Annotated in this window: 9 protein-coding genes and 1 pseudogene; 4 read left to right on the forward strand and 6 right to left on the reverse strand. The window is 73.3% G+C overall.

The genetic code is table 11. The annotated features are described in order from the left end of the window. Nucleotides 1-94: 94 nt before the first annotated feature. Nucleotides 95-298 (reverse strand): annotated as a pseudogene (locus tag Q5762_RS40040) (NUDIX domain-containing protein); the annotation flags it as partial. A 64-nt stretch (nt 299-362) separates the two neighbouring features. Between Q5762_RS40040 and Q5762_RS24400 the strand changes: the two are divergent. Next, on the forward strand, nt 363-1,082 hold the full coding sequence (locus tag Q5762_RS24400; protein ID WP_315894358.1) for a Sir2 family NAD-dependent protein deacetylase: 720 nt from the start codon (nt 363-365) through the stop codon (nt 1,080-1,082). Here the strand turns inward: Q5762_RS24400 and Q5762_RS24405 are convergent. Both Q5762_RS24405 and Q5762_RS24410 read right to left on the reverse strand, forming a co-directional pair. Further along, complete coding sequence (locus tag Q5762_RS24405; protein ID WP_315894359.1) at nt 1,079-1,576, reverse strand: methylated-DNA--[protein]-cysteine S-methyltransferase; 498 nt, start codon at nt 1,574-1,576, stop codon at nt 1,079-1,081. The two genes, Q5762_RS24400 and Q5762_RS24405, sit on opposite strands and share 4 nt — an antisense overlap. Before the next feature lie 15 nt (nt 1,577-1,591). Next, entirely contained in the window at nt 1,592-3,085 is a 1,494-nt protein-coding gene (locus Q5762_RS24410) for an AlkA N-terminal domain-containing protein (RefSeq protein WP_315894360.1), read from the reverse strand. 234 nt (nt 3,086-3,319) lie between these two features. Between Q5762_RS24410 and Q5762_RS24415 the strand changes: the two genes are divergently transcribed. Continuing rightward, nucleotides 3,320-6,115, forward strand: coding sequence for a SpoIIE family protein phosphatase (locus Q5762_RS24415; RefSeq protein ID WP_315894361.1), 2,796 nt, complete (start codon nt 3,320-3,322; stop codon nt 6,113-6,115). Nucleotides 6,116-6,195: 80 nt separating this feature from the next. Here the strand turns inward: Q5762_RS24415 and Q5762_RS24420 are convergent, their stop codons facing one another. After that, nucleotides 6,196-8,256 carry a SpoIIE family protein phosphatase gene (locus Q5762_RS24420; RefSeq protein ID WP_315894362.1) on the reverse strand — a complete coding sequence of 687 codons (2,061 nt, stop codon included), beginning with the start codon at nt 8,254-8,256 and terminating at the stop codon, nt 6,196-6,198. Nucleotides 8,257-8,563: 307 nt separating this feature from the next. On the opposite strand from Q5762_RS24420, the gene Q5762_RS24425 reads away from it, so the two are divergent. Further along, nucleotides 8,564-10,480, forward strand: a complete 1,917-nt coding sequence (locus Q5762_RS24425; RefSeq protein WP_315894363.1) for a cellulase family glycosylhydrolase — start codon at nt 8,564-8,566, stop codon at nt 10,478-10,480. Here the strand turns inward: Q5762_RS24425 and Q5762_RS24430 are convergent. Further along, on the reverse strand, nt 10,419-11,642 hold the full coding sequence (locus Q5762_RS24430; RefSeq protein ID WP_315894364.1) for an aromatic amino acid transaminase: 1,224 nt from the start codon (nt 11,640-11,642) through the stop codon (nt 10,419-10,421). The genes Q5762_RS24425 and Q5762_RS24430 overlap by 62 nt on opposite strands. After that, nucleotides 11,635-12,558, reverse strand: coding sequence for a DMT family transporter (locus Q5762_RS24435; protein ID WP_315894365.1), 924 nt, complete (start codon nt 12,556-12,558; stop codon nt 11,635-11,637). Before Q5762_RS24435 ends, Q5762_RS24430 begins: the two co-directional genes overlap by 8 nt. A 180-nt stretch (nt 12,559-12,738) precedes the next feature. Here Q5762_RS24435 and Q5762_RS24440 point away from each other — a divergent pair, with 180 nt between their 5' ends. After that, on the forward strand, nt 12,739-13,227 hold the full coding sequence (locus tag Q5762_RS24440; protein ID WP_315894366.1) for an Lrp/AsnC family transcriptional regulator: 489 nt from the start codon (nt 12,739-12,741) through the stop codon (nt 13,225-13,227). Nucleotides 13,228-13,243: the final 16 nt, after the last annotated feature.

The following is a 13,243-nucleotide window of genomic DNA, read 5'->3' on the forward strand; positions in this document are numbered from 1 at the left end:
TAGACGTGCTCGTGCTGTCGTACGGCACTCCCGCGCGGGTGAAGTCGTGCTCCCAGGCGCACAGCAGCCCGCCCGGCTCGATCCCCTCCGAGCCGGTCTCCTCGCGCAGCTCCCGCACGGCACCGTCCCGCGGGCTCTCCCCCGGCTCCAGGCCACCGCCGGGCATCGCCCAGTGCACGCCGACCTCCTCGTTGTCGTAACGGAAGAGGAAGACGGCACCGCGGGGATCCAGCACGGCGACCCGGGCGGCGCGCCGGGGGACGCGTCGCGGGGTGGGGCTCGGCTCAGCCTTGGTCATGGCGGGAACGTAGCAGCAGGTAATCCGTTCGCGGGAGACGCTCGGACCGGCCTACGCTCGGCCCATGACCATGGTCGCGATACTCAGCGGGGCCGGTATCTCCACGGACTCCGGCATCCCCGACTACCGGGGCCCGCACGGTGTGTGGACACGCGACCCGGCGGCCGAGAAGCTCGCGACCTACGAGCACTACATGGCCGACGCCGACATCCGGCGCCGCGCGTGGCGGGTGCGGCTCGACGGCCCGGTGCTGCGGGCCGAGCCGAACGCGGCGCACCGGGCCGTCGCCGCGCTGGACAGGACGCCGGGGGTCGCCGTCCGCGTCCTCACGCAGAACGTCGACGGGCTGCACCAGATCGCCGGGCTTCCTGGCCGCAAGGTCCTCGAACTGCACGGCTCCGCACGGTCGGTGGTGTGCACCGGCTGCCACGCCCGCTCCTCGATGGCGGCCGCGCTGGACCGGGTACGGGCCGGTGAGGACGATCCGAAGTGCCCGGAGTGCGGCGGGATCCTGAAGTCGGCGACGGTCATGTTCGGGCAGCGGCTCGATCCGGTGGTGCTCGGGGAGGCCATGGGGATCGCGAAGGCCGCCGAGGTGTTCATCGCGGTCGGGACGAGCCTGAAGGTGCAGCCGGCCGCCTCGCTCGCCGGGGTCGCCGCCGAGCACGGGGCCCGGCTGATCATCGTGAACGCCGAGCCCACCCCGTACGACGCGCTCGCCGACGAGATCGTGCGCGAGCCGATCGGCACCGCCCTGCCCGCGCTCCTGGAGCGGCTCCGCTAGAACAGGCCGTCCGGTTCCGCGCCCGACTCGAAGGCGAGGAGTCGTCGTTTGCGGTCGAGGCCGCCGCCGTAGCCGGTCAGGGAGCCGCTCGCGCCGACGACGCGGTGGCACGGTACGACGATGCCGACCGGGTTCTTGCCGTTGGCGAGGCCGACGGCCCGGGAGGCGCCCGGGTTGCCCAACTCCTCCGCCAACTCGCCGTAGCTGCGCGTCTCGCCGTACGGGATGTGGCGGAGGAGCTCCCAGACGCGGAGCTGGAACGGCGTACCGATCAGGTTCAACGGCAGGTCGAACTCGGTGAGTTCACCGGCGAAGTACGCGTCGAGCTGGCGGATCGTCTCGCCGAAGGGGCCCGGGTCGGGCGGGCCGAAGGTCTCCTCGGCGGGGCGATGGCGCTGCTCGGTCATGTGGATGCGGCTCAGGACGCCGTCGACGGCGACCAGGGTCAGCGCGTCGTACGGGCTGTCGATGACGGTGTGCCGGACGTCGGTCATGGCGGGTCGACTTCCTTATGCGGGGAGGTGGTTGATCGGGTGGCTGTCGGTGGCCCAGAGGTACTGGACGGCGTACGCGCGCCACGGCCGCCACCGCGTGGCGCGGGCGGTCAGCGCTGCGGGCGTGGACGGCAGGCCGAGGCCCTCGGCGGCGCGGCGGACGCCGAGGTCGCCGGGGAGGAAGGCGTCGGGGTCGCCGAGCGACCGCATGGCGATGACCTCGGTGGTCCAGGGGCCGAAGCCGGGCAGGGCCAGGAGCTTGGCGCGGGCCTCGTCCCAGTCGGTGGCCGGGCCGAGGCTCAGCGAGCCGCCGGCCAGGGCATCGACGAGGGTGCGGAGGGTGGTGCGGCGGCTGCGGGGCAGCGCGAGGGCCTCGGGGTCGAGGCCGGCGAGCGCCTCGGGGGTCGGGAAGAGGTGGGTGAGACCGCCCTCGGGGTCCTCGACGGGGACGCCGTGCGCGGTGACGAGCCGGGCCGCGTGGGTGCGGGCGGCGGCCGTGGAGACCTGCTGGCCGAGCACGGCCCGGACGGCGAACTCCGCCGCGTCGACGGTCCTCGGCACGCGCCGGCCGGGCGCCCGGTCGACGAGCGGGGCGAACAGCGGATCCGTACGCAGCTGTTCGTCGACGGCGACCGGATCGGCGTCGAGGTCGAGCATCCAGCGGCAGCGGCTGATGGCGAGGGTGAGGTCGCGGGGGTCGGTGAGGGAGAGCCGGCAGGCGATGTGGTCGGGCCGCGGGCTGAGCGCGACGATGCCGTGCCCGTGGGGCAGGGTCAGCGTCCGCCGGTACGCGCCGTCGCTCCACTCCTCCACACCGGGGACGGCGGTGGCGGCGAGGTGGCCGAAGAGGTTGGAGGGGTTGAGCGGGGCGCGGTACGGCAGCCTGAGCGCGATCACGCCCGGGGTGCCGTCGAGGGTGCCGGCCTGGGTACGGGAGGGCGACGAGCGCGCCGCCCTCGCGCGCAGCTCCCCGGGGGCGAGCGCGAAGACCTCGCGGACGGTGTCGTTGAAGGTACGGACCGAGGAGAACCCGGCCGCGAAGGCGATCTCCGCCATCGGCATCGGTGTCGTCTCGATGAGCAGCCGCGCGGTCTGGGCCCGCTGGGCGCGGGCCAGGGCGAGCGGTCCGGCGCCGAGCTCGGCGAGGAGCTGGCGTTCGATCTGGCGGGTGGAGTAGCCGAGCCGGGCGGCGAGGCCCGGCACGCCCTCGCGGTCCACGATCCCGTCCTGGATCAGCCGCATGGCCCGGGCGACCGCGTCGGCGCGGACGTTCCACTCGGGCGATCCGGGGCTGGTGTCGGGGCGGCAGCGCTTGCAGGCCCGGAACCCGGCGCGCTGACAGGACGCGGCGCTCGGGTGGAACATCATGTTCTCGGCCTTGGGCGGCACGACCGGGCAGCTGGGGCGGCAGTAGATCCGGGTCGTGAGCACGGCGGTGAAGAACACGCCGTCGAAGCGGGCGTCCTTCGACCGGACGGCCCGTACGCAGCGCTCGGTGTCGGTGTACATGGCTCCATGGTCGGGGACCGGAGGGGGCTTCCGCTGGCGAAAAAACGACATGGACCTTCCACCGTCCACGACCCTCGCACCTGTCCGGGTCGCTCCGCCTCGATATCCCGCCGCCACGGGCGCAGCATGGAAGGAGCGGATCCCCGAGGCCGCCGGCGGGCCGAGGAACCGAGGAAGTGGACGGGTGACTGCAGAATCCCTGACGACAGCCGAATCTCCGAGAAGAAGCACCCCATGAGCGGACGGCTGGGCCGTCGGCCCAAGGGGCTGGGGCTGCGCAGCGTCGCCGGACAGGTGTTCGCCCTCCAGGCGGTCATCGTGGTGGTGCTGGTGACCGTGGGTGCGCTGGCCCTGATCTTCCAGGCGAGGTACGACACCGAGCGGGACGCCCGGAACCGTTCCCTCGCCGCCGCGGAGTCCTTCGCGCACGCGCCGGGCATGGTGGACGCGCTGCGGGCGCCCGATCCCACCGCCGTGCTCCAGACGCGGGCCGAGTCGGCCCGCCAGGCCGCAGGGCTCGACTTCCTCGCCGTGATGACCCCGGACGGGATCCGCTACACGGATTCCCGGCCCGAGCTGATCGGGCAGCGCGCCACCGGCGATCTGGCGCGGGCCCGGACGGGCGAGTCGTTCACGGAGATCTTCTACGGGGAGCCGACGGACGCGGTCCGGGCCGTCGTCCCGGTGCGCACGGACGACGGCGACATCGTCGGCCTCGTCAGCACCGGCATCGAGGTCGAGAACGTCGGCAACGTCGTCGAGGGCCAGCTGCCGCTGCTGCTCGGCACGGCGGGCGGCGCCCTGCTGCTCGCGGTCGGCGGTGCGGCCCTGGTGAGCCGGCGACTGCGCCGGCAGACCCACGGGCTGGGGCCGGTCGAGATGACCCGGATCAACGAGCACCACGAGGCGGTCCTGCACGCCGTGCGCGAGGGGGTGCTCATCATCGACGCGGACCGGCGGCTGCTGCTCGCCAACGACGAGGCCCGGCGGCTGCTCGACCTGGGGCCCGAGGCCGAGCAGCGGCACGTCACCGAGCTGGGTCTCGATCCCCGTACCGCCGCGCTGCTCTCCTCGGACCGGGTCGTCAACGACGAGGTGCATCTGGTGGGCGACCGGCTGCTCGCCGTCAACGTACGCCCCACCAAGCCGTACCGGGGCCGTCCCACCGGCACCGTGATGACCGTGCGGGACTCGACCGAGCTCGCCACCGTCTCCGGGCGGGCCGAGGTGGCCAGGGGCCGGCTGCAGCTGCTGTACGAGGCGGGGGTGCGGATCGGCACCACGCTGGACGTGGTGCGGACGGCCGAGGAGCTGTCGGAGGTCGCCGTTCCGCGCTTCGCCGACTTCGTCACCGTGGAGCTGCTGGAACCGGTGCTGCGGGGCGAGGAGCCGTCGGGGGCGTTCACCGAGATGCGGCGGACGGCGCTGACGGGCGTCCGCCCCGACCATCCGTTCCAGCCGGTGGGCGACCTGATCCGGTGTGTCGTGCCGACCACGCCGATGGCGCAGGCGCTCGACAGCGGTCACGCGGTCCTGGTGGACGATCTGTCCACGGCCGACGGCTGGCGGGCCCAGGACCCCGAGGGCGCCTCGGCGTCCCTCGCGTACGGGCTGCACTCGCTCGTCGCGGTGCCGCTGCTGGCCCGGGGCGTGGTCCTGGGGATGGCGAACTTCTGGCGGTCGGAGACCGAGGAGGCGTTCGGGGAGGAGGACCTGAACTTCGCCGAGGAGCTGACCGCGCGCGCCGCGGTCTCCATCGACAACGCCCGCCGGTTCACCCGCGAGCACGAGATGGCGGTGACCCTCCAGCGCAGCCTGCTCCCCCGGATCCTGCCGGATCTGTCGGCGGTCGACGTCGCGTACCGCTATCTGCCCGCGAAGGCGGGGGTCGGCGGCGACTGGTTCGACGTGATCCCGCTGCCGGGTGCGCGGGTGGCGCTGGTCGTCGGCGACGTGGTCGGGCACGGGCTGCACGCGGCGGCGACGATGGGCCGGCTGCGGACGGCGGTGCTCAACTTCTCCACCCTCGACCTGCCGCCGGACGAGCTCCTGGGCCACCTCGACGAGCTGATCGACCGGATCGACCGGATCGACCAGGACGCCTCGGAGCGCCGTAGGGCGGACACCACGGAGGACTCCGGGGCCCCGGGCGGCACCGGGCCCGGCCGTGCGGAGGACGACGCGGGGCGCGAGCGGATCACCGGCGCCACCTGTCTGTACGTCATCTACGATCCCGCCGACGGCCGCTGCACGATGGCGCGGGCCGGGCACCCCGGTCCCGCGCTCGTCCATCAGGACGGCCGGGTGGAGTTCCCGGAACTGCCCGCCGGACTGCCGCTGGGCGTGGGCGGGATGCCGTTCGAGACCTCGGAGCTGCAGTTGCCGGAGGGGAGCCGACTGGTGTTGTTCACGGACGGCCTCCTGGAGGACCGCGACCGGGACTTCGACACCGGTCTCGGGATGCTGCGCGACGCCCTGGCCACCACCGGCCGCAGCCCGGAGCAGGCCTGCGCGGACGTCCTGCAGGCGCTGCTGGTGCCCGCGCCGGACGACGACATCGCCCTGCTGGTCGCCGACACCCGCCGCCTGGAGGCCGAGCGGATCGCGGAGTGGGACGTGACCGTCGACCCGGCGGACGTCTCCCGGGTCCGCAACGCGGGCGCCGCGCAGCTGGCGGCCTGGGACCTGGAGGAGATCGCGTTCACGGCGGAGCTCATCCTCAGCGAGCTGATCACCAACGCGATCCGGTACGGCGCCGAGCCCATCCGGGTCCGGCTGCTGCGGGATCGCCGGCTGATCTGCGAGATTTCCGACGGCAGCAGTACGGCTCCGCATCTGCGGTACGCGGCGACGACCGACGAGGGCGGCCGCGGGCTCTTCCTGGTGGCCCAGTTCGCGGAGCGGTGGGGCACCCGGTACACCGAGCGGGGCAAGGTCATCTGGGCCGAGCTGCCCCTGACCACGACCGGTTCGGACATGCCGCCGCTGCCGGTGCCGGACCTGGACGCGCTGGAGGACCTCGCCTGGTGAACCTGGTGACCGATCCTGGTGACCCTTGGTGAACCTGGTAATCCGCCGCCCGGCCGTTGGTGATCCGCCGGCCGCCGCCGTCACCGCAGCGGCGTACGGGCGAGCAGCACGGCCACGTCGTCCGGCGGCGCGCACGGCAGCAGCTGGTCGAGGATGTCGTCGCAGACCTGGCTGAGCGGCCGTTCGAGGTGGAGCAGCGCCTCGGCGAGCCGGTCCATGCCCTCGTCGAGGTCGCGGTCCCGGGCCTCGATGAGGCCGTCGGTGTACAGCACGAGCAGGCTGCCCGGGGGCAGCAGGACCTCCTCGGTGGCGAAGTCCTGCCCGCCGGTGCCGAGCGGGGTACCGGGCGGCCCCTCCAGGAAGGTGATCGCACCGTCGGCGGTGGCCACGGCGGGCGGCGGGTGGCCGGCCCGGGCAAGGACGACGCTTCCGGTGGCCGGGTCGTGGACGGCGTAGACGCAGGTCGCCATCTCGTACTCGCCCAGGTCGGCGACGACGGCGTCGAGCGAGCGGAGCAGCTCCGCGGGCGGCACCCCGTGCCGGGCCAGGGTCCGTACCGCCGTACGGAGCTGGCCCATGACGGCCGCCGCGTGGATGCCGTGGCCCATGACGTCGCCGATGGCGAGTCCGGTCCGGCCCTCGGGCAGGGCGATGACGTCGAACCAGTCGCCGCCGACGTCGTGGTCGCTCGCGGGGAGGTAGCGGCCGGTCAGCTCCAGGCCCTCGACCCTCGGCAGCTCGCTGTTGGTGAGGCTGCGCTGGAGGGTGAGGGCGGCCTCCCGCTGGGTGGTGTACATCCGGGCGTTGTCGATGTTCAGGGCGGCGCGGGCGACGAGTTCGTCGATGAGGACGCAGTCCTGCTCGTCGAAGGGTTCGCGCTCGTTGAGCCGGGTCACGGAGACGCCGCCGAGCACCTTGCCGCGGGCCACGAGCGGGACGATGCGCGCCGAGCCGATGTTGGCCTTGAAGTAGGCGCGCAGGGGTTCGGTGCGGGGGTCGGGGAAGAGCGCGGGGAGGTCGGAGTGGTAGAGGTTCATCGGCCGGGCGTCGGTGATGACCTGCTCGTACACCGTGCCGAGCGGGATCTGGAAGGTCTGCCCGGGGGCGAGCATCGCGGTGGGGGCGCTCGGGTCGGGGAAGACGGCGGCGAGACGGCGCAGCAGGCCGTGGGTGGAGGCGCCCGCCTCGTCGGGTTCGAGGACGGATTCGAGCAGCTGGACGTCGGCCGAGTCGGCGAGCTGCGGCACGAGGACCTGGACGATCTCCTCTGCGGTCTGGCGCAGGTCGAGGGTGGTGCCGATCCGGGTGCCGGCTTCGGCGAGCAGGGCGAAGCGGCGGTTGGCCCGTTCGGCCTCGACCAGCGCCCGCTGGCCCTCGGTGATGTCGATGAGGGAGGCGATCAGGCCGAGCCTGCGGCCGGAGCCGTCGAGCAGTGGGGCGTAGGAGCAGGACCAGGTGTGGTCGTGGTCGGGGTCGGCCGGGGTCCGGCCGGTGCGGCGTACGTCGACGACCGCCTCGCCGCTCTCCATGACCTGACGCATGGTGGCTTCGAGGGCGACGGCGTTGACCCCGGGCACCACCTCGGTGAGCCGTCTGCCGACGTGTTCGGCGGGCGGGACGCCGTTCATCCGCGCCAGCGCGTCGTTGACGCGGATGAACCGCAGGTCGGTGCCGAGGGTGGCGAGGCCGATGGGTGACTGGGTGAAGAGGCTCTGGAGCGCGGCGAGGGAGTCCCGCATGCGCAGGACCTCGGAGGTCTCGACCGCGATGAGCATGGCTCCCGGGCGTCCCCGAGGGTCGACCTCGGGGACGATCCACATCTCCATGGTCACTTCGTGACCGTCCCGGTGCCGCACCGGCAGGGTGCCGACGACGGTCTCGCCGGACTGGACGCGCCGGGTCAGCTGTTCGGCGAGTTCCTGGTTGGCGTCGGGCACCAGAATGGGTGAGGCGGCCCGTCCGAGCACGTCCTCGGGGCGGTAACCGAGCAGGTCCTGCGCGGCCAGCGACCACTCGACGACACGCCCGTCCTCGTCCTCCCGCCACAGCGCGATCGGGAGGACTTCCCGCAGGACACCTGCGTAACCGATGGCCGCCGGCGGCCGCTCCGGCGTCTCGCTCGGCGACTGAGTAGTGTCCAACGCTTCGACCTAACCCCGGGGGGTGTCTTCCTACCTGATCACCCTAGCCGAGCCCTGCTCACGGGGCCCTGCGGTACGGCTCCGGAGGGTGGCCGCGAGGACGCCCCCCGCTACAGCACCGGCAGCTCCCGGCCGACGAGGAGCTCGACCGCCGCCTGGGCGCAGACCCGGGCCGCCGACTCGACGTGCTGGGGGTGCCGCGCGCCTGGTAGCGGTCACCTCCGCGTCACCCGAGGGGGTTCCACTCGTACGGACCCGCCGGTAACTTGGCGCCGCCCGCTCCCCCACCCCCCTTGGCAGGTACGAGATGCAGAGCTTGTTACGCGTGGTCCGGGGCGCCCTGCTCGTGGGCGCCCTGCTTGCCCCGGCCGTCGTGCCGGGCGCCGCGGCGGCGCAGCCCGGCCCGAGTTCCACGGCCCCCACGGCGGCGGCCGCCGACTGGACCCCGCCCCTGTCCACTCGCGGCCGGTACATCGTCGACGCCGACGGCGACCGCTTCCGGCTCCGCTCCGCCAACTGGGACGGCGCCCAGGGTTCGTGGAACGGTTCGGGCGACATCGCCGACCCGGCCAACCACCACGCCGGGCAGAACGCGCACGGCATCCCGATCGGCCTGGACCGCACCCCGCTGCCCACGCTCCTCGCCGACTTCCGCGCCCTCGGCCTGAACAGCATCCGGCTGCCGTTCTCCAACGAGATGCTGCGCACCGCGACTCCCGTACCGGACACGGCCGTCGCGGCCAATCCGGCGCTGCGCGGCAAGACCCCGCTCCAGGTCTTCGACGCCGTCGTCGCCGCGCTCACCGACGGCGGCTTCGCGGTCATCCTCAACAACCACACCGTGACCACCCGTTGGTGCTGCGGCGTGGACGGCAACGAGCGCTGGAACAGCAGCGGGCAGTCCACCGCCCAGTGGGCCGACGACTGGGTCTTCATGGCGAAGCGCTACCGCTCCGACCCGCGTGTGGTCGGCGCCGACCTCTACAACGAGGTCCGCCGGGACATCTGGGACGACCCCAACTGGGGTCTGGGCGACAACCACGACTGGCACGCCGCCGCGCAGGAGGCGGGCGACCGGATCCTGGCCGAGGCCAACCCGAACCTGCTGATCGTCATCGAGGGCATCAACTGGCAGGGCATTCCGGTCGACGGCTTCCCGCACGGCCGCCCGACCCTCACCCCGGTCCGTACCCTCTCGCACACCCTCGTGGTCTCCAACAAGCTCGTGTACTCCGCCCACTTCTACGGATACACCGGCCCGAACCACAGCGGCGCCACCGGTGTCGGCGAGACCAGCGACCTGCGCTACCAGGACTTCACCCGCGAGCAGCTCCGCCAGGTCGTCCAAGACCAGGCGCTCTACGTCTCCGCCGAGACCGGCCGGCACTTCACCGCCCCGGTCTGGGTCAGCGAGTTCGGCATCGGCGCCGACGAGCGCGTCGACAAGCCGCGCGCCTGGTTCCAGAACATGACCGAGCTGTTCACGGACGCCGACGTGGACTTCGCGTACTGGCCGCTGGTCGGCTGGAACAACAGCGGTGGCGGCGGCGACAGTTGGGCGCTGCTGCGGTACGACTCAGAGGGCCGGCGGACCGGCGTCCTGGACGCGGGCGACTGGCGCACCCCCGCCTGGACCGGTCTGACGGGCACGCCCGGACGCACCGGAGCCGTGCCGGTGACCCAGGCCTGGTACCAGCTGACGACCGACCACCGCGACCACAACGCCTCACTGCGGGTGCGGGCCGGCGGCGACTGGGACAGCGGAGCCCGTAAGGCGGTCTGCCCCGACGGCTCCCGGCTCGCCGGGCTGAGCCACACCGGTGGCCGGGGCCTGTGCGTGAGTTCGGGGCTGCGGGCCGCCACCGGCGGGCACACGGTCGTCCGCGACGAGTCACACGTCCCGGCGGGCGGCGACTGGGCCTCGGGCTACACCAAGTACCAGTGCCCGGCCGGGCAGTTCCTCATCGGCTACAGCCTGCGCGGCGCGCGGGTCTCCGCCGCCCTGTGCGCACCGGCCGGCACGGCGCTCCCCACGGGCGCGGGCCGCACGCTGTGGTTCGACCGGGGCGACAACCGCCCGGCCGGGGCGCCCGGCGGGGAGTACGCGCAGGGCCACTACAAGGGCCAGTGCGCGCCCGGCGAGTACGCGGCCGGGATCGCCTTCACCACGCGGGCTGCCGCCCGACCGTCGCCGGCAGCCCTGCTGTGCCGCCCGGAGGCGTAGCGGGAGAGTCCAGCGCGGCGGCGACGGACTGGGCCAGGAACGGGATCCGGTGCGCGCAGACCCCGGCGATGTTGATGCGGCCCGCGTCGGTGCCGTAGACGCCTGACTCGCCGCGCATCCGGCGCATCTGCTCCGGCGTCAGGGGGAGCATGGAGAACATGCCCTTCTGGCGCCGGAGCGAGGCCGCCACGTCCGGGCACCCGAGGGCGGTCAGGTGCGCGACGAGGTCGGCGCGGTTGGCGGTGATCCGGCCGCGCATGGCGTCGAGTTCCGACCGCCAGGTGGCCCGGAGCCCGGGGTCCCCCAGGACGGTGGCGACGACGGCGGCGCCGTGGTCGGGCGGCATCGAGTACATGACCCGGGCGGCGTTCTGGAGGGCCGTCTCGACGTGCCGCAGCGTCTGCCGCGAGGGCCCGAGGACGATGGCGCAGCCGGTGCGGTCGCTGTAGAGGCCGAAGTTCTTGGAGCAGCTGACGGCGATCAGCACCTCGGGCAGCCGGTCGGCCAGCATCCGGGTGGCCCACAGATCGGCGTCGAGGCCGTCGCCGAGCCCGTGGTAGGCGAGGTCGACGCAGGGGACCCAGCCGTTGGTCTCGGCGAGCCCGGCCAGCTCCTCCCAGGTCTCGGCGTCGGGGTCGGATCCCGTGGGGTTGTGGCAGCAGCCCTGGAGCAGGACGACGTCGCCGCGCCGGGCGGCCCGCAGGTCCTCCACCATGCGGTCGGCGTACCCGTACGTCCGGACCGTGAGCCCGGCGCCTTCGAGTATGGGGCGGTGGTTGACGTACGCGGGGTCGCTGATCCACACCGTGGTGCCGGGGCGGGTCCGGCGTACGAGGTCGGCGAGGAGGCGCAGGGCTCCGGTGCCGGCCACGGTCTGGACGGCCGTCGCGCGCGCGGTCCTGGCCTCGGTGCCGAGGACCAGGTCGAGCATGGCCCGGTTGAAGGCGGTGTTTCCGGAGAGGCCGCGGTACTCCTTGGAGCCGGCCCGGTCGGCCAGACGTATCTCGGCCTCGTTGACCGCCGCCATGACCGGGGTGACGCCGGTGTGGTCGCGGTAGACGCCGAGGACGAGGTCGAGGCGCTCGGGGCGGGGGTCGGCGGCGAACTCGGCCGACAGGTCCCACAGCGGGTCGACGGGTGGGGCGGCGAGCAGCTCAAGCATGGGCGGAGACCTTGGTTCGGGGGCGCCGGTTGGCGAGCGCGACGCCGAGGGTGATGAGGGGGACGCCGACGAGCACGGACAGGGTCGGCGACTCGTCGAGCAGGGGTACGGCGAGCAGGACGACGGCGACCGGGCTGAGGCTGCCGACCACGGAGCTGCGCTCGGGGCCGAGGCGGCGGATGGCGAACGCGTACAGCAGCCCGGCGCACAGGCCGACGCCCAGGCCCTGGACGACGAGGAAGAGCGCGATGTCGCCGGTGGCGGCGTGGGCGAGGCCGGTGGGCAGGACGCCGGTGAGGGCGAGCAGGACGATGACGGCGAAGGACGGCAGGCAGAGCAGGCCGATGGAGCCGACGGGATCGAGGTCCACCTCGCGCAGGCCCACGGTGTAGAGGGCCCACAGGCCGCTGGCGAGCAGCAACGTTCCGGCACCGAGCAGCACGTCCGCGTCCAGGGCGGCCGTGTAGCGCCAGACCAGGGCCGCGACCCCGGCCACGATCAGGGCCAGGCCGGCCGCCTGCGTACCGCGCGGGATGCTCTTGCCGCCCGCGACCATGAGCGCGGAGACGAAGAGCGGGACCATGCCGGGGACGATCGACCCGACGAAGGCGGCCGAGGTCAGCGAACCGCCGTACATCGCGGCGAGGAAGAAGGGGACGCCCGCGCCGCAGACGATCTTGGCGGCGGTCCCGGGCCGGACGGCGACCAGCTGCCGCCTGCGCCGCCACAGGGCGGGGGCGAGGACCACCAGCGGAACGCCGAAGCGCAGCAGGGCCGCGTCGGCCGGCAGCAGCGTGGAGGCGCCGAGGGCCCGGGCGCTCAGTGCGAAGGCGGCCCAGATGGCGACGGTGAACAGCAGGGCGACGAGGCCCACGGTCTGCGGCGAGAACCGTCCGTTCCGGCGTGCCACCCCCATCGGAGCCGGTGTCGCCACCGTCCGTATCCCGCCCACCCGGAGCCTCCCGCTCGAAACCGCTCGAATCCACCGCTGTCGAGCAACGTTATGACTTTCGGCGGGGCAGCCGATTGCCAGTTCTGCTCCTCGGACCTAGCGTGAGGGCAGAATCTGCCAAGAAGCAGTCATGAAGCGCCAGGAGTGACGTTGGACGCGGTCGACTTCCAGATCATCCACGAGCTGCAGGAGGACGGACGGCTGTCCAACCAGGACCTCGCCGACCGGATCAGGCTCTCCCCCTCCCCCTGCCTGCGCCGGGTGCGCCGCCTGGAAGAGGCGGGCCTGATCCGCGGCTACACGGCGATGGTGGACCAGGTCGCCTTCGGCCTGCCGATCACCGTCTTCGTCCGGATCCGGCTCGAACGCCACACCCGCGACATCGTCGCCGTCTTCGAGGAGCACGTCGGCCGGATCGAGCACATCCAGGACTGCTATCTGATGGCGGGCAGCAGCGACTACCTGCTCAGGGTCGTGATCGAGAGCCTGGAGGCGTACGAGTCCCTGGTGCGCGACCGGATCCACGCGATCCCGGGCATCGCCTCGATCGAGTCCAGCTTCGCCTACGGCAGCGTGAAGCAGTCCAAGGTCTACCCCCGCCCGACGGCTCCGGGCAGCATCCGCCGGGCCTGAGCTCCCCCCGGCGCCC

This window comes from Streptomyces sp. P9(2023), from assembly GCF_032436795.1.
Classification (GTDB): domain Bacteria; phylum Actinomycetota; class Actinomycetes; order Streptomycetales; family Streptomycetaceae; genus Streptomyces.

Bases quoted from the DNA above. Each gene is read 5' to 3' on its own strand.
- Q5762_RS24400 (WP_315894358.1), top strand. From the start codon at position 363: ATGACCATGGTCGCGATACTCAGCGGGGCCGGTATCTCCACGGACTCC.
- Q5762_RS24405 (WP_315894359.1), bottom strand. From the start codon at position 1,576: ATGACCGACGTCCGGCACACCGTCATCGACAGCCCGTACGACGCGCTG.
- Q5762_RS24410 (WP_315894360.1), bottom strand. From the start codon at position 3,085: ATGTACACCGACACCGAGCGCTGCGTACGGGCCGTCCGGTCGAAGGAC.
- Q5762_RS24415 (WP_315894361.1), top strand. From the start codon at position 3,320: ATGAGCGGACGGCTGGGCCGTCGGCCCAAGGGGCTGGGGCTGCGCAGC.
- Q5762_RS24425 (WP_315894363.1), top strand. From the start codon at position 8,564: ATGCAGAGCTTGTTACGCGTGGTCCGGGGCGCCCTGCTCGTGGGCGCC.
- Q5762_RS24430 (WP_315894364.1), bottom strand. From the start codon at position 11,642: ATGCTTGAGCTGCTCGCCGCCCCACCCGTCGACCCGCTGTGGGACCTG.
- Q5762_RS24435 (WP_315894365.1), bottom strand. From the start codon at position 12,558: ATGGGGGTGGCACGCCGGAACGGACGGTTCTCGCCGCAGACCGTGGGC.